Below are 19823 nucleotides of genomic sequence, written 5' to 3' on the forward strand. Positions count from 1 at the left end.
GTTGGACTGGTTGCTGAACAATCCTTGGCGCACTACCGCGCCGAGCGGACAGAGGAGGCCCCATGGCTCAGTACACCCTTCCGGATCTTCCCTACGAGTACAGCGCCCTTGAGCCGCACATCAGCGGCAAGATCATGGAGCTGCACCACAGCAAGCACCACAAGGCCTACGTCGACGGCGCCAACACCGCCCTGGCGAAGCTCGCCGAGGCCCGCGAGTCCGGCGAGCACGGCAGCATCAACCTGCTCGAGAAGAACCTCGCGTTCAACCTCGGCGGCCACGTCAACCACTCGGTCTTCTGGAACAACCTCTCCCCCGACGGCGGTGGCGAGCCCGAGGGCGAGCTGGCCGAGGCGATCAAGGACCAGCTGGGTTCCTTCGACGGCTTCAAGGCTCAGTTCACCGCCAACGCCACGAGCATCCAGGGCTCGGGCTGGTCGGTGCTCGGCTGGGACTCGATCGGCCAGAAGCTCTCGGTCTTCCAGCTCTTCGACCAGCAGGGCAACGTGCCGCTGGGCCTGACCCCGGTCCTCATGCTCGACATGTGGGAGCACGCGTTCTACCTCGACTACCTCAACGTCAAGGCGGACTACGTCAAGGCGTTCTGGAACATCGTCAACTGGCAGGACGTGGCGGCGCGCCTCGACCGCGCACGTACCCAGACCTCGGGCCTCATCGTCCCGTGACCCGGTGATGCCGTGGCGAAGGGCCGCCACCCGTTCGGGTGGCGGCCCTCCGTCATGGCCGGTGGTCAGCGGACGAGACTGAAGCGGACGGACCGGGTGGTGACGTCGGCCGCGAGCAGCTTGACCCGTACCTGGGTGCCGGGCTCGGCGGACCCCTCGGCGATCGCGTTGATCGCCGGGTCGGTGATCTGGATGTCTACGCCGCGCTCCCCCGCGCCATCGACGACGACGGCGTCGAACACCTCGCCGACCCGGTGGCGCAGGACGGCCGCCTCGGTGGCATCGGTGCAGGCTCGTTCCACCGTGCCGGCGAGCCGCCCGGTGGTCGCAGCCACCGCCGGCAGGTCCGGGAGAGCCTCCCTCGCCCAGCGCGGCACCTCACGGCCCTGGCTCAGCGCCTCGCAGACGACGAGCGCGTACCGGTCGACCAGGCGCCGCAGCGGCGCCGTCACGTGGGCGTACGGCGCGCCGATCGCCGCCTGCACCGGTTGCTCCGGCACCGCGCCGTCGAACGCCTCGTAGCCCGCGCCACGGAACAACGCCGTCGCGGCGTGGATGATCGCCAGGTGCTGCGGGTCGGTCCGGTCCAAGGTCCGCAAGAAGTCGCCGTAGGGCAGGTCGGTGGGCCAGCTGGCGCCAAGCGCTCGCGCCTGGCGCCGGAACCGGTCGATGTCGCGGTCCTGCGCCGGGGGCATCGTGCGGAGCAGGCCGACGCCGCCGTCGAGCATCATCTGGGCAGCGACGATGCCGGTGAGCAGGGACACCTGCGCGTTCCACTCCTCCACCGCGAGGACCGGGCGGAACCGCAGTGAGTAGTGTCCGTCGGCGTCGACGTGGACCTCCTGCTCGGGCATCGGTAGGCTCGCGCCGCCCCGTTCGGACTCTCGTGCGATGCGCAGCGGACCGAGCTCGGCGAGCAGCTGGAGCGTCGCAGCCGCCCCGTCGCCGTCGATTGTCTGCTGCGCCTCGGTGTAGGTGTACCGGCGGATGGAGCGTACCCGCGCCCGGTACAGCTCAGCGCGGTCGCGGGCACCGTCGGGACCGAGCCCGATGTCCCAGACGAAGGCCGGACGGACGACGTCCGGCAGCAGGCTGGCGGCGTCCTCGCTCAGCTGTGTCGGGTGCAGCGGCACCCGGGTGTCGGGGCAGTACACGGTGGCACCGCGCAGCAGGGCCTCGGCGTCGAGGGCGCTGCCCGGAACGACGAAGGCGGGGACGTCCGCGATCGCGTAGCGCAGCCGGTACCCGTCGCCGTCACGCTCGATGTGCATCGCCTGGTCCAGGTCCATCGCACCGGGCGGGTCGATGGTGAGGAACGGCACCCCCGTCTCGTCCCGGTCGGGCAGCTCGGCTGCGGCGATCGCGGCGGCCGTCTCGGCGAGTACCGCTGGCGGGAACTCCTGCCGGACCTCGAGCTCGTCGCGGATGGCCTGGTACGCCTTGTCGAGCACGGCGCCGTTGCCGGGCTGGTGGCGGAAGCTGGTCGCTCGTTTCGGCATGGGGCCAACCCTAGACACCGCCGGTGCGCCGAGCACAGCGGGGCCGCACCGTCACCGGTGCGGCCCCGCTCATCCCTCAACCGTCAGTGCGCGTGCTGACCGCGGGAGAACTCGTAGGTGTGCCCGACCAGACCGATGATCGCGACGACGAACCCGATCCCGGTGAGCCACCAGCCGATGGCGACACCGGCGAACACCAGGGTGACGGCCACGCCGAGGACGAGCGGCCACCACGAGTGCGGGGAAAAGCTGCCCACCTCGCCGGCGTGCTCGTCGACGTCGGCCAGCGGGTCGTCCTCCGGCCGGCGGTCGATGCGCCGTCCGACGAGCATCAGGTAGAAGCCGACCATGGCGTAGAGGCCGACGAGCAGCAGCAGCCCCCACGTGCCGACCGGCTCGCCCCCGGTGACACTCGCGTAGGCGATCCCTACGACCAGGAAGAACAGCCCGAGCACGAGAAAGACCCACATCTCGACCCGCATCGGCTTGCCGGTGGCCGTCGTCTCCGCCGGGGTGTCCTCGCGCTGCGCGCTCATCGCTTGTCGTCCTTCTTCTCGTCGTCCTCGTCGTCCTCACGGTCGAGGACGACGTTCGCACTCCTGCTCGGCCGCTGGCCGGGCTGCGGCTGGTCGGTCTGCGTCCCGGCACCGGTGTGGTCCGCCCCGCCGAGCACCTGCTCCAGCACCGACTCGTCCGGCACCGCCTGGTCGAGCGCCGCGACCTCCGGGTAGTGCAGGTCGAAGGCAGGACGCTCGGAGCGCACCCGGGGCAGCGTGATGAAGTTGTGCCGCGGCGGCGGGGAGCTGGTGGCCCACTCGAGAGAGTTGGCGAAGCCCCACGGGTCGTCCGCCAGCTGCGTGCGCGGACCGCGGTGGGTGATGTAGATGTTCCACAGGAACGGCAGTGTCGACAGTGTCAGCAGCACGGCGCCGACGGTCGAGAACTGGTTCATGAACTGGAAGCCGTCCTCGACCATGTAGTCGGCGAACCGCCGGGGCATGCCCTGCGCGCCCAGCCAGTGCTGGATGAGGAAGGTGCCGTGGAAGCCGAAGAACAGCATCCAGAAGTGCACCTTGCCGAGCCGCTCGTTGAGCATCCGGCCGGTGAACTTGGGCCACCAGAAGTAGAAGCCGGCGAACATCGCGAACACCACGGTGCCGAACACCGTGTAGTGGAAGTGGGCAACGATGAAGTAGGTGTCGTGCACCTGGAAGTCCATCGCCGGGCTGGCGATGATGATCCCGGTGAGCCCGCCGAAGAGGAAAGTGACGAGGAAGCCGAGCGACCACAGCATCGGCGTCTCGAAGGTGAGCTTCCCTCGCCACAGGGTGCCGATCCAGTTGAAGAACTTCACCCCGGTGGGCACCGCGATGAGCATCGTCATCAACGCGAAGAAGTTGAGCATCACGCCACCGGTGGTGAACATGTGGTGCGCCCACACCGTCACCGACAGTGCGGCGATCGCGATGGTGGCGAACACCAGGCCCTTGTAGCCGAAGATCGGCTTGCGGGCGAACACCGGGAAGATCTCGGAGACGATGCCGAAGAACGGCAGCGCGATGACGTAGACCTCAGGGTGCCCGAAGAACCAGAACAGGTGCTGCCACAGCAGCGCTCCGCCGCTCTCCGGGTTGAATATCTGGCCACCGAGCACCCGGTCGAAGGCCAGCCCGAAGAGCGCCGACGCGAGGACCGGGAACGCCATGAGGACGAGGATCCCGGTGATGAGGATGTTCCAGGTGAAGATCGGCATCCGGAACATCGTCATGCCGGGCATACGCATGGTGATGACCGTCGCGATGAAGTTCACCGAGCCGAAGATCGTACCGAAGCCGGTCATCGCCAGACCCATCACCCACAGGTCACCGCCGAGCCCGGGCGAGAACGCCTCGAGGGACAGTGGCGTGTACGCGGTCCAGCCGAAGCTCGGCGCGCCCTTGGGGGTGAGGAAAGAGGAGAGCACGACGAGCCCACCGAAGGTGAACAGCCAGTAGCTGAGCATGTTCAGCCGCGGGAAGGCCACGTCCGGGGCGCCGATCTGCAGCGGCATGATGACGTTGGCGAAACCCGCGAACAGCGGTGTCGCGAACAGCAGCAGCATGATCGTGCCGTGCATCGTGAAGAGCTGGTTGTACTGCTCCTTCGACTGCATGAGCATCCCGGGCTCCCACAGCTCGATGCGCATGAGCATCGCGAGGACCCCGCCGATGAGGAAGAACGCGAAGGAGGTGACGAGGTACATGTAACCGATCGTCTTGTGATCGGTCGAGGTGATCCAGCCGACCACCTTGCGGCCCAGGCTCTGACGGTGGGGTGGCAGCCCTGGGACGATCTCGACCCGTGCCTCTTCGGTGGTCGCCATCAGTTACCCGTTCCTTCCTCGACCGCGATCTGGTCCTGGGCGTACACCCGGTTGTAGTCCTCACCGAGGACGCCGGTGTTGCCCGCCTCGCGGAGCTCACCCATCTCGGCGTCATAGGTGGCGCGGTCCACGACCTCGACGTTGAACAGCATCTCGGAGTGGAACTCCCCGCAGAGCTCGGCGCACTTGCCCTGGTAGGTCCCCTCCTCCATCGGAGTCACCTGGAAGCTGTTGGTGTGTCCGGGCAGCATGTCGATCTTGAACAAGAACGCCGGGATCCAGAAGGAGTGGTTGACGTCGCGGGAGTTGACGATGAACTCGACCGTCTCGCCGACCGGCAGGTAGAGGGTCGGCAGCGTCTCCTCGACACCCACCTCACCGGTGAGCTGGACGCGGTCGCCCTGAAAGTAGACGTCGTCGTCGATGTAGTTGAAGTCCCAGCTCCACTGCTTGCCGTAGGCCTCGATCGTGAGGTCCGGCTCGGGGCTGGTGTCAACGATCTCACCGGTGACCCGGGTGGTGTAGAAGAACAGCACGCCCACCATGAGGATCGGCACCACGGTGTACATGAGCTCGAGCGGCACGTGGTAGCGCAGCTGGACCGGGAGCGCGTTGTCGTTCTTGCGCTTGCGGTAGACCACGATGCACCAGATCGTCAGTGCCCAGACGATGACGCCGACCAGCAGAGCGGCGACCCAGGCGCCGTTCCAGTGATCGATGATCATCCCGGTCTTGTCGGTGACGCCCGGGCGAGACGGCAGGAAGCCGTTCTCGGGGGTACCGAGTGAGCAGCCCGAGAGGACGAGGCCGAGCACGAGTGCCAGCAGTACCAACCGGCTGGGGCGGCGTGACCTGTGACCGGTCGACGGTGATCGCAACGTTCTAGACCTTCCGACACAACGCTGAATGGGGCAAATCAGACGGGACCTATGTCCCTCGGCCAACACTACCGCTCTTATGGCACCAGGACCGCGAACGGGCCGGGCGAGGCGCCGGTGTCCGACGTCTCACCCGGCCCGTTCGGCCGGTCGTACTGGTGCACTTAGTTGAAGGAGTCACCGCAGGCGCAGGATCCGCCTGCGTTGGGGTTGTCGATCGTGAAGCCCTGCTTCTCGATGGTGTCCGCGAAGTCGATCGTCGCACCGGCGAGGTAGGGCACGCTCATCTTGTCCACGATCACCTCGACGCCGCTGAAGTCCCGCACGACGTCGCCGTCGAGGAGGCGCTCGTCGAAGTAGAGCTGGTAGATGAGGCCGGAGCAGCCGCCGGGCTGGACGGCGACCCGCAGCCGGAGGTCGTCACGGCCCTCCTGCTCCAGCAGGGTCCTGACCTTCGTGGCGGCGACGTCGGTGAGTTCGATCTCGTGGGTGCCGATGTCGGTCTGGCTCGCTGCCGTCGTCTCGCTCATGTTCATCTCCAGCTGGTCCTGGTGGTGGTCTTCTTCGGGGCCAACCGCGGCGGGCGCCGGGTTGTTCCCGATCGTCAGCCTACGCCGTCCGCGCCCATGTGCGAGCGACTCGCGCCGACCACGACTCCAGCGCCGCGAGGGCGCCGTCGGCGGGCCGGCCGATCTCGTAGGTCGAGCTCACCCCGACCCGGGCGACCTCGCGCCGGGAGGTGTGGACCTCCTCGGCGAGGACGACGACCGGCAGCCCCAGGCTCATGGCGGCCTCGCTGACGGCGGCGAGCACACCGCCGTCGAGCGCCGGCGCGTCCAGCACCGAGCGACCGGTGAGGACGAGGTCGACGTCCTCGACGGCGCCGGCAAGACCGATGCTGCCGGCGACGACCGGCGCACCCGGCAGCACCCGGGCGCCGAGGAGCGCGAGCAGGTAGCCGACACCGCCGCCGGCGCCCGAGCCCTCCGCCCCGCCCGGGCGGACCCGCCCCGCCGGCCGGTGGCTGTGCGCCGGGGACGCGGCGGTGCTGGCCATCGCCAGTGGCGGGCGGGTGACGGCGAGTGCCGCGGCGGACCGGTCGAGCTCGGCGACGTAGCCGGCGATCGCGGTGTCGAGCCGTTGCGCCTCCGCGGGGCCGATGCCGGGGCGCTCGGCGAGCATCGCGCCGGCACCGTGCAGCCCGAGCAGCGGGGCGGTGCTCCCAGCGGCGACGACGACATCGGTCCGGGCGAGTCGATCGCGCGCGGCGGCGAGGGCTGACCCGCTGGTGTCCCCGGTGAGCGCCTCGAGCACTCCCCTGCCGGCATCGTGACTTGCGGCGTCCCCCAGACCGACGACGATGCGGCTCGCCCCGAGCTCGAGCGCAGCGAGGAGCAGCTCACCCAGCCCCCGGCTGGTCCCGCGCTCCGCGGCGGGCAGGGCGTTCTCCGCAGCTGTCAGCTGCCGGCCGAGCACCTGTCCGGCATCGACGTAGACGGTCCCACCGGCAGCCCCGGCGACGTGGAGCAGGCTCGCCGGTACCGGCGAGCCCAGCGGACCGTGCCCGGTGAGGGAGACGAGCCGTCCTCCCCGCGCGGCGTGGACGACGTCGAGCAGCTCGGTGCCGCCGTCGCTCATCGCCCGCTCGACGACGGTCGTGGCCGGCGCCTGCGCCAACCAGCCCCGACGGATCGCGGCGGCTGCCTCGACGGCGCTCAGCGCGCCGGAGAACGGCCCGGGTGCGACGAGGACGCGCACCGGTTCAGAGCCGCCCGGCGAGGCGGGCGAGGAGCAGCGCCTCGGCGTGCACGACCTTGACCAGCTCCCCGAGGTGGACCGACTCGTCGACGCCGTGGGCGCGTGAGTCCGGGTCCTCGACGCCGGTGACGAGGATCGCCGCTTCCGGGTAGACCTCCGCGAGGTCGGCGATGAACGGGATCGAGCCACCGATGCCGAGGTCGACCGGCTCGACGCCCCAGGCCGTCGCGAACGCCCACCGCGCCGCGCGCATCGCGGCGGAGTCCTCGGGGGCGGCGAAGGACTGGCCGCGCTCCCCCGGCTCGACGGTGACCCGGGCACCGAACGGGGCATGGTCCCGCAGGTGACGGTGCAGCGCCTCCTCGGCGGCGGCGGGGTACTGCCCGGGCGCGATGCGCATCGACAGCTTCGCTCGGGCGGACGGGATGAGGGTGTTGGACGAGTGTGCGACGTCGGTGGCGTCGATGCCGATGACCGAGATCGCCGGCCGGGTCCAGAGCCGGGAGGTCAGCGCACCGGTCCCGGCGAGGCGGACGCCGTCGAGCACGCTGGCGTCAGAACGGAACTGATCCTCGGGGTAGTCGAGGTCGGCTGCCTCGGTCGCGACGAGGCCGGCGACCGCGACGTCGCCGGCGTCGTCGTGCAGGGTCGCGACCAGCCGGGAGAGCAGCGTGACGGCGTCGAGCACCGGCCCGCCGAACATGCCGGAGTGGACGCCGTGCTCGAGCGCCGCGACCTCGACGGTGCAGTCGACCAGGCCGCGCAGCGAGGTGGTCAGCCCGGGGACGCCGACCTGCCAGTTGGCCGAGTCGGCGACGACGATGACGTCGGCGGCGAGCCGGTCACGGTAGGTCTCGAGGAAGCGGCGGAAGGTCGGCGAGCCGATCTCCTCCTCCCCCTCGCTGAACACCGTGATGCCGACGCCGAGCTCGTCACCGAGCACGCGCAGGGCGCCGACGTGAGCCATGATGCCGGCCTTGTCGTCGGCGGCGCCGCGGCCGTACAGGCGGCCGTCACGCTCGGTCGGATCGAACGCCGGTGATGTCCACGCGGCAGGGTCCCCGGGGGGCTGGACGTCGTGGTGGGCGTAGAGCAGCACGGTGGGCGCGCCGGCCGGGGCGGGCCGGTGCGCGAGCACCGCCGGTGCGCCGGGGACGCCGTCGGGGCCCTCGACACGGACGATCTCCACCTCCGGCAGCCCCGCGCCGCGCAACAGCCCGGCGACGGCCTGCGCACTGGTCTCCAGGTGCGCGGCGTCGAACGCGGCGGCGGAGACGCTGGGGATGCGCACCAGCGCCTCGAGGTCGGTGCGGATCTGCGGGAACTCCGCGGCGGTCCGAGCGGCGAGCAGGTCGGGGGTCAACGGTTGTGCAGTCACGTGGCCCAGCCTAGGTGCTGGTCACGGTGCCGGGCCGCCCGCCCCCGTCGACTACCCTGGCAGGGTGATCGGTCGCAGCAAGAAGGACATTCCCACGCCCCCGGAGACCGCCCCCGAGCCGGTAGCCGCGGGCAAGGGTCGCCCCACGCCCAAGCGGAAGGTGGCCGAGGCGCGCAACCAGCGCCCCCTCGTGCCCGATGACCGCAAGCTCGCCAAGAAGCAGAACCGCGAGCAGCGCAACCAGGCCTACGCCCGGCAGCAGGAGGCGATGCGTACCGGTGACGAGCGGTACCTGCCGGTGCGTGACAAGGGCCAGCCGCGCCGCTGGGTGCGCAACTACGTCGACTCGCACTTCAGCCCGAGCGAGTACTTCCTCATCCTCGCGATGATCTCCATCGTGCTGCTGTTCTTCGCCGAGCAGTTCCCGCAGGCCGCCGTCTCCGCGATGCTCGTCATGTACGGCGCCTTCGCGATCTCGCTGGTGTTCGCGCTCGTCTACTCCTTCCTCATCGTCCGCAAGCTCAAGGTCCGCTTCGAGGAGACCGAGATCCCCCGGTGGACCGGGCTGTACGCCTTCACCCGGCTGTTCCAGCCGCGCTTCCTGCGCGCCCCCAAGCCGCAGGTGAAGCGCGGCGAGAAGTTCGACCAGCGCTGATGGGGCTCTACCGGCCACTGTTCGACACCGTCCTCACCCGGGTCGACCCGGAGGTCGCGCACCATCTCGCGATGCGCACGATCCGCGCTGCCGCGTCGGTGCCGGGCCTGTCCCACGTCGTTCGCGCCACCATCGGCCGGCGTCCCCCGACCACCCGGCCGACGCGGCTGGGCCGCGATGTCCCGGGGGCGCTCGGCCTCGCGGCCGGGATGGACAAGGACGCCACCACGATCCTGGGCATGGACATGCTCGGTTTCGGGCACGTCGAGGTCGGTACCGTCACCGCCCACCCGCAGCCGGGCAACGACCGGCCACGGTTGTGGCGCCACCCGCGGGACCGTGCGCTGGTCAACCGGATGGGCTTCAACAACGCCGGGGCGCAGGCCGCCGCTGACGCGCTGCGCCGGCTGCGCCGCAGTCGCCGCGGCCGGTCGATCGTCGTCGGCGCGAACATCGGCAAGTCCCGGGTGACCGAGCTCGAGGACGCCGTCGCCGACTACCAGACCAGTGCCCGGCTGCTCGCGCGGTGGAGCGACTACATCACGGTCAACGTCTCCTCGCCCAACACGCCCGGGCTGCGCGACCTCCAGGCGGTGGAGTCGCTGCGCCCGATCCTCGCCGCGGTGCAGGCCGCCGCGGACACCGCCGCCGGCCGCCAGGTGCCGGTGCTCGTCAAGGTCGCACCCGACCTCGACGACGCCGACGTCACCGCCGTCGCCGATCTCGTGCTCGAGCTGGGGCTGGCCGGCGTGGTCGCGACGAACACCACCATCCGCCACGACCACGGCCCCGGCGGGCTGTCAGGTCAGCCGGTGCACGCCCGTGCGCTCGAGGTGGTCGCCGGGCTGCGAGACCGGCTGGGGCCTGAGCCGGTGATCATCGGCGTCGGCGGGATCGGTGAGCCGGCCCAGGCGCGCGCCATGCTCGCCGCCGGCGCGGACCTGCTGCAGGCGTACACCGCCTTCATCTACGAGGGTCCCGGCTGGCCCGGCGCGATGAACCGGGCGCTGGCCTAGCTGAAGCTCAGCGGTCCTCGCTGGCCCGTGCCACCCGGCCCGGGCTCGACCGCCACAGCCAGATCATCCCGAGCACCGGCAGCACCAGCGGGACGAAGCCGTAGCCCTGACCGAAGTGCGACCACACCGTCGGCTGCGGGAAGAGCTCGGGCTCGACGAGGCTGAGGGCACCGACCGCCAGCACGCCGACCAGCTCGACGACGACGGCGGTCCACCCCAGACGCCGCATCCGCCGGCCGTTGTGCGCCAGTGCCACCGTCGCGACGACGTAGACCACCGCGGCGAACGCCGACAGCGTGTAGGCGAGCGGTGCCTCGGCGGCGTCGCGGATGAGCTGCACGCCCGCCCGGGCCATGGACGAGATGGCGAAGATGCCGTAGACGGCGATGATCACCCGTCCCCAGCCGCGCGCCGGCGGCCGGGTGTCGGTGGCGTCCGTCGTGCGGACCTGTCCCTCGGGGGCCGTCATAGAGACCACACCTGCCATATCCTCAGCTCCATCGCGATGATCGCCACCGCCGCCACCACGAGCACCACCGAGCTCCAGCGGGTGCGGTCCGCGAAGGCCCACACCGCCGCGATCGGCAGCAGCAGGATCGAGACGACCAGGTAGCCCCACAGGGTCAGCGGGTCGCTGACGCTGGTCCCGCCGGCCTGCAGCACTCCGGCGACGACCGCCTGGACCACCAGCGCCGCCACGACCACGCCGCCCCCGATGAGCTGGCGCAGCACCACGGCACGGTCGGCGATCGCGAACGCCAGCGCCCAGACCGCCAGGAGGCCGGCGAGGGCGCAGACGAGGATGACGGTGAACAGCACCGGCCGATCCTAACCGCCCCGGGCCGCCGCCCAGCGACGCGGGATAGCATCGACGACGTGACTGAACTGACACTGACCACCAAGAACGTTGCCCGCCTGCAGACCGAGGCGGTCGTCCTCGCCGTCGGTGACCGGGACGGCACCCCCGAGATCCTCGCCGGGGCCGAGCTGCCCGCCGCGCTGCTGTCCGCGCTGCAGCCGCTGCTGCCGGCGCTGGGCGTGAGCGGCAAGGCCGACGAGGTGGTGCGGGCCGCCGCCGGCAAGGAGCTGGCCGCGACCGTCGTCGTCCTCACCGGCGTGGGGCGGCTCACCACCGACGCCCCCAGCGCGGAGGCGCTGCGCCGCGCCGCCGGTGCCGCGGTGCGCTCGCTCGCCGGCACCGGCGACGTCGCGCTGGCGCTGCCGGCCGAGTCGCCCGAGCAGGTCGCCGCGGTCGCCGAGGGCGCGCTGCTCGGTGCCTACCGCTTCGACCGCTACCGCAGCGCCGACCCGGCGCCGGTGACCCGCCTCGAGCTGATCACCTCGCTCGCCCGGACCAAGGAGGCCAAGGCCGCGCTCGCTCGGGCGCAGGTCGTCGCCGACGGCGTCAACGCCACCCGCGACCTCGTCAACACCGCGCCCGCAGACCTCTACCCCGAGACCTTCGCGGACGACGCCAAGGCCGCTGCCAAGGGCACCAAGGTCAAGGTCACCGTCCTGGACGAGAAGGCGCTGCGCGCCGGCGGCTACGGCGGGCTCATCGGCGTCGGGCAGGGCTCGCAGCGCCCGCCGCGGCTGGTCAAGCTCTCCTACGCGCCCGCTCGCGCCAAGGCCCACTACGCGCTCGTCGGCAAGGGCATCACCTTCGACTCCGGCGGCCTGTCCCTCAAGCCCGCCAAGGGCATGGAGACGATGAAGATGGACATGGCCGGCGCCGCCACCGTGCTCCACACCGTGCTCGCCGCGGCCGCCCTCGAGCTGCCGGTGCAGGTGACCGGGTGGCTTGCCCTCGCGGAGAACATGCCGTCCGGGACCGCGCAGCGGCCTTCGGACGTCATTACCATCCGCGGCGGCAAGACCGTCGAGGTCCTCAACACCGACGCCGAGGGCCGCCTCGTGATGGCCGACGCCATCGTCGCCGCCCGTGAGGAGTCGCCCGACGCCGTCATCGACATCGCCACGCTCACCGGCGCCCAGCTGGTCGCGCTCGGCTCGCAGATCGGTGCCGTCATGGGCACCGAGGACATCCGCGACGCAGTCCTCGCCGCCGCCGACGTCGCCGGTGAGGAGTTCTGGCCGATGCCGCTGCCGACGGAGCTGGCCGCCTCGCTGAAGTCGCAGGTCGCCGACCTCTCCAACATGGGCGACCGCTTCGGCGGGATGCTCGTCGCCGGGCTCTTCCTCAAGGAGTTCGTCGAGGACACGCCGTGGGCGCACCTGGACATCGCCGGCCCCGCCTTCAACGAGGGCAAGGCCCGTGGCTACACCCTCGAAGGCGGCACCGGCACCGGCCTGCGCACCCTGCTAACGCTCCTAGAAAACGCCCCCCGGTAGCCCACCGCGGCACTGTGCGCCGAGATACGACATCTCGGCGGGGATGGGCGGGCGGGTGGCGGGTGGGGGCGCCGTGACGCTGGCTACTTGCGGCGCTGGGCGGCGCTCCAGCGCCGCATGCTCGACGGGTAGCCGGTGAGGTTGACCTCGTAGATCGGGATCGACAGCTCGCGCGCCAGCTGGCGGGCAGCCTTCTCGTCCGGCACCCGGCGGCGCGTCCACTCGCCCGTCTTGGCGACGAGCACGAGCGTCGTCGGGTCGTTCGGCGTCGCCGGCTCGATGTACGCCTCGACACCGGCGCGGGTGGCCACGAAGTCCCGGAAGTGGTCGGCGACCTCCGCCCGTCGCTGCCCGGTGGAGGGTGCGTCGGCGGGGGCCTTCTGACGTCGGGAGAACAACCGCATAACCCCCAACCCTAAGCGTCCTCGGCTGTGTGGTGTGACACGGCGGACACAACCAGCCGGTGGTGCCCATCGATGAGACGATGACAAGATGGTCCCTGAGCCGGCCTGGCCGGGGAGAACCGCGTGCTCGAGGAGAGGTTTGTGACCGACAGCCCTGAAGACAACGTGTATGACCTGGTCATCCTGGGAGCAGGGAGCGGCGGTTACGCGGCGGCACTGCGCGCCGTACAGCTGGGCCTGTCGGTCGCACTGATCGAGGCCGACAAGGTCGGTGGCACCTGCCTGCACCGCGGCTGCATCCCGACCAAGGCCCTCCTCCACAGCGCCGCCGTCGCCGACGAGATCCGCGAGAGCTCCGCCGTCGGCGTCAGCGCCACGCTCGAGGGCATCGACATGCCCACGGTCAACAAGTACAAGGACGGCGTCGTCGGCCGCCTGTACAAGGGCCTGCAGGGCCTGATCAAGGCCGGCAAGATCGACTACATCACCGGCTGGGGCCGGCTCGTGGCCAAGGACACCGTCGAGGTCGACGGCGTGCCCTACCGCGGCCGCAACGTCATCCTCGCCTCCGGCTCCTACCCGCGGTCGCTGCCCGGCCTGGACATCGGTGGCCGGGTCATCACCAGCGAGCAGGCCCTCGAGATGGACTACGTGCCCAAGAGCGCGATCGTGCTCGGCGGCGGCGTCATCGGCGTCGAGTTCGCCTCGGTGTGGAAGTCCTTCGGGGCCGACGTCACCATCATCGAAGCACTGCCGAACCTCGTCCCGAACGAGGACGTCTCGCTGTCCAAGGCGCTGGAGCGGGCATTCCGCAAGCGGAAGATCACCTTCGCCACCGGCACCCGGTTCTCCGGCGTCGAGCAGAACGAGAACGGCGTCGTCGTCAGCACCGAGGACGGCAAGACCTACGAGGCAGACCTCCTGCTCGTCGCTGTCGGGCGTGGCCCGGCGACCGACGGCCTCGGCTACGAGGAGCAGGGCGTCCCCATGGAGCGCGGCTTCGTGCTCACCAATGAGCGCCTCCACACCGGTGTCGGCAACATCTACGCCGTCGGCGACATCGTCCCGGGCCTCCAGCTCGCCCACCGTGGTTTCCAGCAGGGAATCTTCGTGGCCGAGGAGATCGCCGGCCTCGCACCGGCGGCGATCGAGGAGTCCGGCATCCCGCGGGTCACGTACTGCGAGCCCGAGGTCGCGTCCGTCGGCCTCACCGAGGCGCAGGCGAAGGCCGCGCACGGTGACGACGGCGTCGAGACGGTCGACTTCAACCTCGCCGGCAACGGCAAGAGCCAGATCCTGCAGACCACCGGCTTCGTCAAGCTGGTCCGGCAGAAGGACGGCCCGATCATCGGCGTCCACATGATCGGCTCTCGCGTCGGCGAGCTCATCGGCGAGGGGCAGCTCATCGTCAACTGGGAGGCCTACCCCGACGACGTCGCCTCCTTGGTCCACGCTCACCCGACGCAGAACGAGTCCCTGGGTGAGGCCGCTCTCGCCCTCGCGGGCAAGCCGCTGCACTCCCACAACTGACCCCTCGATCCAAGGAGACATTTGGTCATGTCCGACTCTGTGCAGATGCCCGCGCTGGGCGAGTCCGTCACCGAGGGCACCGTCACCCGATGGCTGAAGGCCGAGGGGGACCGCGTCGAGGTCGACGAGCCGTTGCTCGAGGTGTCGACCGACAAGGTCGACACCGAGGTGCCCTCGCCGTTCGCCGGTGTGCTCGAGAAGATCCTCGTCCAGGAGGACGACACCGTCGACGTCGGCACCGACCTCGCGGTCATCGGTTCCGGTGAGGGCGGCGGCGAGCCCGCCTCCGAGCCCGCCCAGGAGGAGGCACCGGCCGAGGAGGCTCCCGCTGAGGAGCCGGCGGCCGAGGAGCCGGCGGCTCCGGAGCCCGAGGAGGTCCAGCAGGAAGCCCAGCAGCAGGCAGCCGGCGGCTCCGGTGGTGGCGGCCAGGCCGTGACCATGCCCGCGCTCGGCGAGTCGGTCACCGAGGGCACCGTCACCCGCTGGCTCAAGGCCGAGGGCGACGACGTCGCCGTCGACGAGCCGCTGCTGGAGGTCTCGACCGACAAGGTCGACACCGAGGTCCCCTCACCGTTCGCCGGCAAGCTGACGACCATCCTCGTCCAGGAGGACGAGACGGTCGACGTCGGCGCCGAGCTTGCCTACATCGGTGGCGAGAGCGGCGGCGAGCAGGCCGCCGAGGCGGCACCGGCCCAGGATGCTCCCAAGGAGGCCCCGGCCGAGGAGACTCGCCAGGACACCCAGGAGGAGGCCAAGGAGGCCGAGCAGCCCTCCGAGGAGCGCGCTGAGCAGCACCACAGCGCTGCCACGGCCCCGGCCGAGGTCGCGGCGCCCAGCCCCGCCGAGACCAGCCAGGCCACGCCGGCCGCCGAGCCTGCGCCGTCGGGCAGCAACGCCACGACGACGAGCTATGTCACGCCGATCGTCCGGAAGCTCGCCAAGGAGCACGGCGTCGACCTCGGCGCCGTGCAGGGCACCGGCGTCGGCGGACGCATCCGCAAGGAGGACGTCCTCGCCGCAGCCAAGGCTGCCGAGGAGGCCGCCTCGACGGCTGCGAAGCCCGCGGCGGCCGCTTCACCGGCGACGCGCCAGCCGACCATCCCGGACGTCTCCCCGCTGCGGGGCACCACCGAGAAGATGTCGCGGCTGCGCAAGGTCATCGCCGCGCGGATGAAGGAGTCGCTCGACACCTCCGCGCAGCTGACCACGGTGATCGAGGTCGACGTCACCCGCATCGCCGCACTGCGGGCGCGGGCGAAGAACAGCTTCCTGGAGCGCGAGGGCGTCAAGCTCTCGTACCTGCCGTTCTTCATCAAGGCAGCGACCGATGCGCTCAAGGCGCACCCGGGCCTCAACGCGTCGATCGACGGTGACCAGATCGTCTACCACGCCGAGGAGAACATCGGCATCGCGGTGGACACCGAGCGGGGTCTCATGGTCCCGGTGATCAAGGAGGCCGGCGACCTCACCATCGCCGGCATCGCCAAGCGCGTGGCGGACCTCGCCGCCCGGACCCGTGACAGCAAGGTCAAGCCGGACGACCTGGCCGGCTCGACCTTCACCATCACCAACCTCGGCTCCAACGGCGCGCTGTTCGACACCCCGATTATCAACCAGCCGGAGGTCGCGATCCTCGGGCTGGGGGCGATCGTCAAGCGGCCTGTCGTCGTGGCCGACGCCGACGGCAACGAGACCATCGGGATCCGCTCGATGGTGTACCTGCCGCTCACCTACGACCACCGCTTGGTCGACGGCGCGGACGCCGGCCGCTTCATGCAGACGGTGAAGAAGCGTCTCGAAGAGGGCGCGTTCGAGGCCGAGCTCGGCCTGTAGCAAGAGCGTTCCCGCGGGGCCCGTGCCACTCGGCACGGGCCCCGCGGCCGTTCTCGTGCGGCGCGCGTCAGTCGCACGGTCCGCTGCTGAGGATCCGCGCGTCGGCTGCGGGAGCCGCCGTGGGCATCGGTGCATCGGCGGCAGCGGTGAGGACTATCCGTGCACAGCCGGGCGCCGGTGCCGCCACCGTCCGCGAGGCACCGCCGACCTCGCGCTCGTGCGCCGCCTGCGCGAGAACCGCGTCCACCACGATCCCGTCCGGCGTGACGGCGACGTGCCGGACCTCGATCACGTCGGTGTCCAGGCCGGTCAGCCGTGTGCCGCTGGCGCGCAACGCCGCGACCAGCGACGCGTCTGCCTGAGCGACCGGCCCGCCCGGCACGCTGAGCGCTGCCAGCGCTCCGCTGTCACGCGCCATGAGAGCGCCGTCTCGTCGTTCCAGCAGGCCTGCGAGGATGCCGGCCAGCCGAGCGTCGTCCAGCGCTGCCACCGATGGAGCCCGCGGCGGCGGCTCGGCCGCCCCGTCCGACGTCCGTGCCCCAGATCCCTCCGGCGCTGCTCGGGGCGCCGCGACCTCAGCGGGCGCGGTGGGCACGGGCGGTACCGGCGCAGGGCCGCTGGGCCACAGCCGCGGCCCGACGACGAGCCCGCCCACCGCCAGCCCGGCAGCAGCCACCACAGCGGCGGCGATGACGGTGCGCCTGGCCGTTCGCGTCCGGGTACCGGCCGCCCGTGCCCGCGCGCCGGTACGCGGTGCCAGCGCGCGGACCTCGCGCCGGCCCGACGGTCGACGCCGGGTGACGGCGTCCGGCGCGCGCATCCGCGCCTGGGCGAGCACGGCCGCCGGCGGCAGCGTGATCGGCCGGTACTCCCCCAGCGCGGCGGCGGCCCGCGCCAGCTCCGCGGCAGCTGGTCGCCGCTGAGGGGCCGCTCGCAGCGCCTCGCCGAGGGCGTCGATGAGGCGACGGGGTGGCGCCGGGCCGGCCGCCCACTGCACGAGCCTGGCCAGCGCCCACACGTCTCCGGCCGGCGTCGCCGGTTGCCCGTGGTGGCGCTCGGGTGCCACGAAGCCCTCGGTACCGGCCTCGTGGGTCAGCTGACCGGCGAGGTCGACGAGCACCGGGTCCCCGGCGCCGCTGAGGACGACGTTGCTCGGCGAGACGTCGCCGTGGATGACGCCTCGCGCGTGCAGGTGGGCGAGCGCGCCGGCCCCCGACTGCAGCAGCGCGTACAGCTCCGCCTCCGTCAGCTCCCCACGGGCGCGGACCACGGTGTCGAGGGCCGGTCCCGTGACCCGGTCGGTGATCACTGCGCACCGGCTAGCGTCGATCGCCTGCACCTCCCGGACCTGCGCGAGGTGCGGGTGCGAACCGTCGCGCAGTGCCGCGAGGCGACGAAGCCGGCTCCGGCCGGATGCTCCCGCCGATAACGGGAGCACGCTGACGACGACGTCGTCGCCGGTCTCGCTCCGTGCCGCCCACGCCGGGCCGTTCGCCCCGAAGCCGAGCGGCCCGACGACGCGGTGACCGGTGAGCTCCGGCGGCGCCGGGCGCCGTCGTGCCCGGGTCCGTGAACGCCCCGCGCCGCCGCGTGCCATACCGCTCAGCCAACCGCACCCGTGCAGTTCTCGCTGACGCTGTCCACAGGCTCAGGTTGGCGAGAATCGTGGTGGCCGGGTGATGTCCGGAACGACCGCCAACCATTGTTAGACTGCGTCTATGTATGTGCAGCGAGTGGGGCTGGGCGAGACCCACGTGGCATACGAGGACGCGTGGGCGCTGCAGCGCGAGGTCCATGCCGACGTCATCGCGGGCGACCGGCCGGACACGCTCCTGCTGCTCGAGCACCAGTCGGTCTACACCGCCGGCCGGCGCACCTCGCGCCACGAACGCCCGACCGATGGTCAGCAGGTCATTGACGTCGACCGTGGTGGCCGCCTCACCTGGCACGGCCCGGGGCAGCTCGTCGTCTACCCCATCGTCCGGCTGCGGACGCCGGTCGACGTCGTCGCCTACGTCCGCGCGCTGGAGCGGGCGGTCATCGCCGTCGCCGCCGAGTGGGACGTTGCGGCGGTGCAGGTCCCGGGCAGGTCGGGGGTCTGGGTCCACGGGGATCCTCGCTCGCCGGCCCGGAAGCTCGCGGCGATCGGGGTCCGAGTCGCGCAGGGGGTGACGATGCACGGCACCGCGATCAACGTCTGCCCGGACCTGTCGCAGTTCGACGCGATCGTGCCGTGCGGCATCGAGGACGCCGGCGTGACCTCGTTGAGCGTTGAGACCGGCACCGCGCTCACCCCGCTCGACGTGGCCGCGACGACGACTCGCCACATCCTCACCGAGCTGAGCGCGCTCACCGCGACCGCTCCCCCACCTCCGGCCGACGCACCCGCGCCGACCGCCCGCCGGACGACCAACGCCCCGGCACAGCTGACGACAGATGGAGTGCGCACGTGACGATCGCCCCCGAGGGACGAAGGATGCTCCGGGTCGAGGCCCGCAACGCCGAGACGCCCATCGAGCGCAAGCCGTCCTGGATCAAGACGAAGGCCACGATGGGGCCCGAGTACCAGGACCTCAAGCAGCTCGTGCGCGGCAACGGGCTGAACACCGTCTGCGAGGAGGCCGGTTGCCCCAACATCTTCGAGTGCTGGGAGGACCGCGAGGCCACCTTCCTCATCGGTGGCTCGCAGTGCACCCGGCGCTGTGACTTCTGCCAGATCGACACCGGCAAGCCCGCCGCCTTCGACCGGCTCGAGCCGGTCAAGGTCGCGCGCTCGGTCGCGACGATGGGGCTGAAGTACGCCACGGTCACCGGCGTCGCACGCGACGACCTCGACGACGGCGGCGCGTGGCTCTACGCCGAGACCGTGCGTCAGATCCACCAGCAGAACCCCGGCACCGGCGTCGAGCTGCTCATCCCCGACTTCGACGCGAAGCCCGACCAGCTGGCCGAGGTCTTCTCCTCCCGACCCGAGGTGCTGGCGCACAACCTCGAGACGGTGCCGCGGATCTTCCGGCGGATCCGTCCCGGCTTCCGCTACGAACGTTCCCTCAGCGTCATCCGGGCGGCCCGCGACGAGGGTTTCGTCACGAAGTCGAACTTCATGCTCGGCATGGGCGAGACCATCGACGAGGTGCTCGAGGCGATGGAGATGCTCCGCGAGGCCGGCTGCGACCTGCTCACCATCAACCAGTACCTACGTCCCTCGGTGCGCCACCACCCGATCGAGCGCTGGGTGCGGCCCGAGGAGTTCGTCGACCTGTCGGACGCCGCGGAGGAGATGGGCTTCCTCGGCGTGCTCGCCGGACCGCTCGTGCGCTCCTCCTACCGGGCGGGCAGGCTCTGGGGGCGGGCGATGGTCAAGCGGGGCGAGCAGGTGCCCGCAGCGCTCGCGCACCTGACCGAGCCGACGACGGCCCGCCAGGAGGCGATCTCGCTGGTGCGCTGAGCCCCGGCCGGCCGGCCTGGGTCG

The 19823-nt window shown here is 71.3% G+C and carries 19 protein-coding genes; 8 read left to right on the plus strand and 11 right to left on the minus strand.

The features are described 5' to 3' along the window. Positions 1-62: 62 nt before the first annotated feature. Positions 63-686 carry a superoxide dismutase gene (locus tag V2J52_RS02990; protein ID WP_331226168.1) on the plus strand — a complete coding sequence of 208 codons (624 nt, stop codon included), beginning with the start codon at positions 63-65 and terminating at the stop codon, positions 684-686. A gap of 65 nt (positions 687-751) precedes the next feature. Here V2J52_RS02990 and V2J52_RS02995 read toward each other — a convergent pair whose 3' ends face one another. The 7 genes from V2J52_RS02995 to V2J52_RS03025 form a co-directional block, all read right to left on the minus strand. Continuing rightward, a complete protein-coding gene (locus V2J52_RS02995; protein WP_331226169.1) occupies positions 752-2185 on the minus strand; it encodes an RNB domain-containing ribonuclease in 1434 nt (477 codons plus the stop codon). An 83-nt stretch (positions 2186-2268) separates the two neighbouring features. Next, positions 2269-2721, minus strand: coding sequence for a cytochrome c oxidase subunit 4 (locus V2J52_RS03000; protein ID WP_331226170.1), 453 nt, complete (start codon positions 2719-2721; stop codon positions 2269-2271). After that, on the minus strand, positions 2718-4547 hold the full coding sequence (gene ctaD, locus V2J52_RS03005; RefSeq protein WP_331226171.1) for an aa3-type cytochrome oxidase subunit I: 1830 nt from the start codon (positions 4545-4547) through the stop codon (positions 2718-2720). The genes V2J52_RS03000 and ctaD overlap by 4 nt, the downstream gene beginning before the upstream one ends. Continuing rightward, positions 4547-5425 (minus strand): aa3-type cytochrome oxidase subunit II, encoded by an 879-nt coding sequence (gene ctaC, locus V2J52_RS03010; protein ID WP_331226172.1) that lies wholly within the window; start codon positions 5423-5425, stop codon positions 4547-4549. Before ctaC ends, ctaD begins: the two co-directional genes overlap by 1 nt. Positions 5426-5589: 164 nt before the next feature. Beyond that, complete coding sequence (gene erpA, locus V2J52_RS03015) at positions 5590-5955, minus strand: iron-sulfur cluster insertion protein ErpA (protein ID WP_331226173.1); 366 nt, start codon at positions 5953-5955, stop codon at positions 5590-5592. Between the two features lie 79 nt (positions 5956-6034). Continuing rightward, entirely contained in the window at positions 6035-7183 is a 1149-nt protein-coding gene (locus V2J52_RS03020) for a glycerate kinase (RefSeq protein WP_331226174.1), read from the minus strand. A 4-nt stretch (positions 7184-7187) separates the two neighbouring features. Continuing rightward, the gene (locus V2J52_RS03025) at positions 7188-8570 is read right to left on the minus strand and encodes a dipeptidase (RefSeq protein WP_434056369.1); all 1383 of its coding nucleotides are present in this window, start codon (positions 8568-8570) and stop codon (positions 7188-7190) included. Between the two features lie 55 nt (positions 8571-8625). On the opposite strand from V2J52_RS03025, the gene V2J52_RS03030 reads away from it, so the two are divergent. Further along, entirely contained in the window at positions 8626-9216 is a 591-nt protein-coding gene (locus V2J52_RS03030) for a DUF3043 domain-containing protein (protein WP_331226176.1), read from the plus strand. Continuing rightward, positions 9216-10232 carry a quinone-dependent dihydroorotate dehydrogenase gene (locus V2J52_RS03035; RefSeq protein WP_331226177.1) on the plus strand — a complete coding sequence of 339 codons (1017 nt, stop codon included), beginning with the start codon at positions 9216-9218 and terminating at the stop codon, positions 10230-10232. The genes V2J52_RS03030 and V2J52_RS03035 overlap by 1 nt, the downstream gene beginning before the upstream one ends. A 7-nt stretch (positions 10233-10239) precedes the next feature. Here V2J52_RS03035 and V2J52_RS03040 read toward each other — a convergent pair whose 3' ends face one another. Both V2J52_RS03040 and V2J52_RS03045 read right to left on the minus strand, forming a co-directional pair. Beyond that, positions 10240-10701 carry a hypothetical protein gene (locus tag V2J52_RS03040; RefSeq protein WP_331226178.1) on the minus strand — a complete coding sequence of 154 codons (462 nt, stop codon included), beginning with the start codon at positions 10699-10701 and terminating at the stop codon, positions 10240-10242. Further along, positions 10698-11051, minus strand: coding sequence for a hypothetical protein (locus V2J52_RS03045; RefSeq protein WP_331226179.1), 354 nt, complete (start codon positions 11049-11051; stop codon positions 10698-10700). Before V2J52_RS03045 ends, V2J52_RS03040 begins: the two co-directional genes overlap by 4 nt. Before the next feature lie 57 nt (positions 11052-11108). Between V2J52_RS03045 and V2J52_RS03050 the strand changes: the two genes are divergently transcribed. Further along, positions 11109-12584 (plus strand): leucyl aminopeptidase, encoded by a 1476-nt coding sequence (locus V2J52_RS03050; protein WP_331226180.1) that lies wholly within the window; start codon positions 11109-11111, stop codon positions 12582-12584. A gap of 83 nt (positions 12585-12667) precedes the next feature. On the opposite strand, the gene V2J52_RS03055 is transcribed toward V2J52_RS03050, so the two are convergent. Beyond that, positions 12668-12988, minus strand: a complete 321-nt coding sequence (locus V2J52_RS03055; RefSeq protein ID WP_331226181.1) for an oxidoreductase — start codon at positions 12986-12988, stop codon at positions 12668-12670. Positions 12989-13129: 141 nt separating this feature from the next. On the opposite strand from V2J52_RS03055, the gene lpdA reads away from it, so the two are divergent. After that, positions 13130-14518 carry a dihydrolipoyl dehydrogenase gene (gene lpdA / locus V2J52_RS03060; protein WP_331226182.1) on the plus strand — a complete coding sequence of 463 codons (1389 nt, stop codon included), beginning with the start codon at positions 13130-13132 and terminating at the stop codon, positions 14516-14518. 27 nt (positions 14519-14545) lie between these two features. After that, positions 14546-16351: a 2-oxoglutarate dehydrogenase, E2 component, dihydrolipoamide succinyltransferase gene (gene sucB / locus V2J52_RS03065; RefSeq protein WP_331226183.1), complete on the plus strand. Its 1806-nt coding sequence runs from the start codon at positions 14546-14548 to the stop codon at positions 16349-16351. Between the two features lie 67 nt (positions 16352-16418). On the opposite strand, the gene V2J52_RS03070 is transcribed toward sucB, so the two are convergent. Next, positions 16419-17948: a protein kinase domain-containing protein gene (locus V2J52_RS03070; protein ID WP_331226184.1), complete on the minus strand. Its 1530-nt coding sequence runs from the start codon at positions 17946-17948 to the stop codon at positions 16419-16421. 121 nt (positions 17949-18069) lie between these two features. Here V2J52_RS03070 and lipB point away from each other — a divergent pair, with 121 nt between their 5' ends. Both lipB and lipA read left to right on the plus strand, forming a co-directional pair. Then, positions 18070-18804 carry a lipoyl(octanoyl) transferase LipB gene (gene lipB, locus V2J52_RS03075; RefSeq protein ID WP_331226185.1) on the plus strand — a complete coding sequence of 245 codons (735 nt, stop codon included), beginning with the start codon at positions 18070-18072 and terminating at the stop codon, positions 18802-18804. Next, positions 18801-19799, plus strand: coding sequence for a lipoyl synthase (gene lipA / locus V2J52_RS03080; protein WP_331226186.1), 999 nt, complete (start codon positions 18801-18803; stop codon positions 19797-19799). Before lipB ends, lipA begins: the two co-directional genes overlap by 4 nt. Positions 19800-19823: the final 24 nt, after the last annotated feature.

The organism is Georgenia sunbinii (genome assembly GCF_036421875.1).
In the GTDB taxonomy this organism is placed as follows: Bacteria; Actinomycetota; Actinomycetes; order Actinomycetales; family Actinomycetaceae; genus Georgenia_B; species Georgenia_B sunbinii.

Bases quoted from the DNA above. Each gene is read 5' to 3' on its own strand.
- V2J52_RS02990 (WP_331226168.1), top strand. From the start codon at position 63: ATGGCTCAGTACACCCTTCCGGATCTTCCCTACGAGTACAGCGCCCTT.
- sucB (WP_331226183.1), top strand. From the start codon at position 14,546: ATGTCCGACTCTGTGCAGATGCCCGCGCTGGGCGAGTCCGTCACCGAG.
- V2J52_RS03035 (WP_331226177.1), top strand. From the start codon at position 9,216: ATGGGGCTCTACCGGCCACTGTTCGACACCGTCCTCACCCGGGTCGAC.
- V2J52_RS02995 (WP_331226169.1), bottom strand. From the start codon at position 2,185: ATGCCGAAACGAGCGACCAGCTTCCGCCACCAGCCCGGCAACGGCGCC.
- V2J52_RS03040 (WP_331226178.1), bottom strand. From the start codon at position 10,701: ATGACGGCCCCCGAGGGACAGGTCCGCACGACGGACGCCACCGACACC.
- V2J52_RS03070 (WP_331226184.1), bottom strand. From the start codon at position 17,948: ATGGCACGCGGCGGCGCGGGGCGTTCACGGACCCGGGCACGACGGCGC.
- ctaD (WP_331226171.1), bottom strand. From the start codon at position 4,547: ATGGCGACCACCGAAGAGGCACGGGTCGAGATCGTCCCAGGGCTGCCA.
- lipB (WP_331226185.1), top strand. From the start codon at position 18,070: ATGTATGTGCAGCGAGTGGGGCTGGGCGAGACCCACGTGGCATACGAG.
- V2J52_RS03055 (WP_331226181.1), bottom strand. From the start codon at position 12,988: ATGCGGTTGTTCTCCCGACGTCAGAAGGCCCCCGCCGACGCACCCTCC.
- erpA (WP_331226173.1), bottom strand. From the start codon at position 5,955: ATGAGCGAGACGACGGCAGCGAGCCAGACCGACATCGGCACCCACGAG.
- V2J52_RS03000 (WP_331226170.1), bottom strand. From the start codon at position 2,721: ATGAGCGCGCAGCGCGAGGACACCCCGGCGGAGACGACGGCCACCGGC.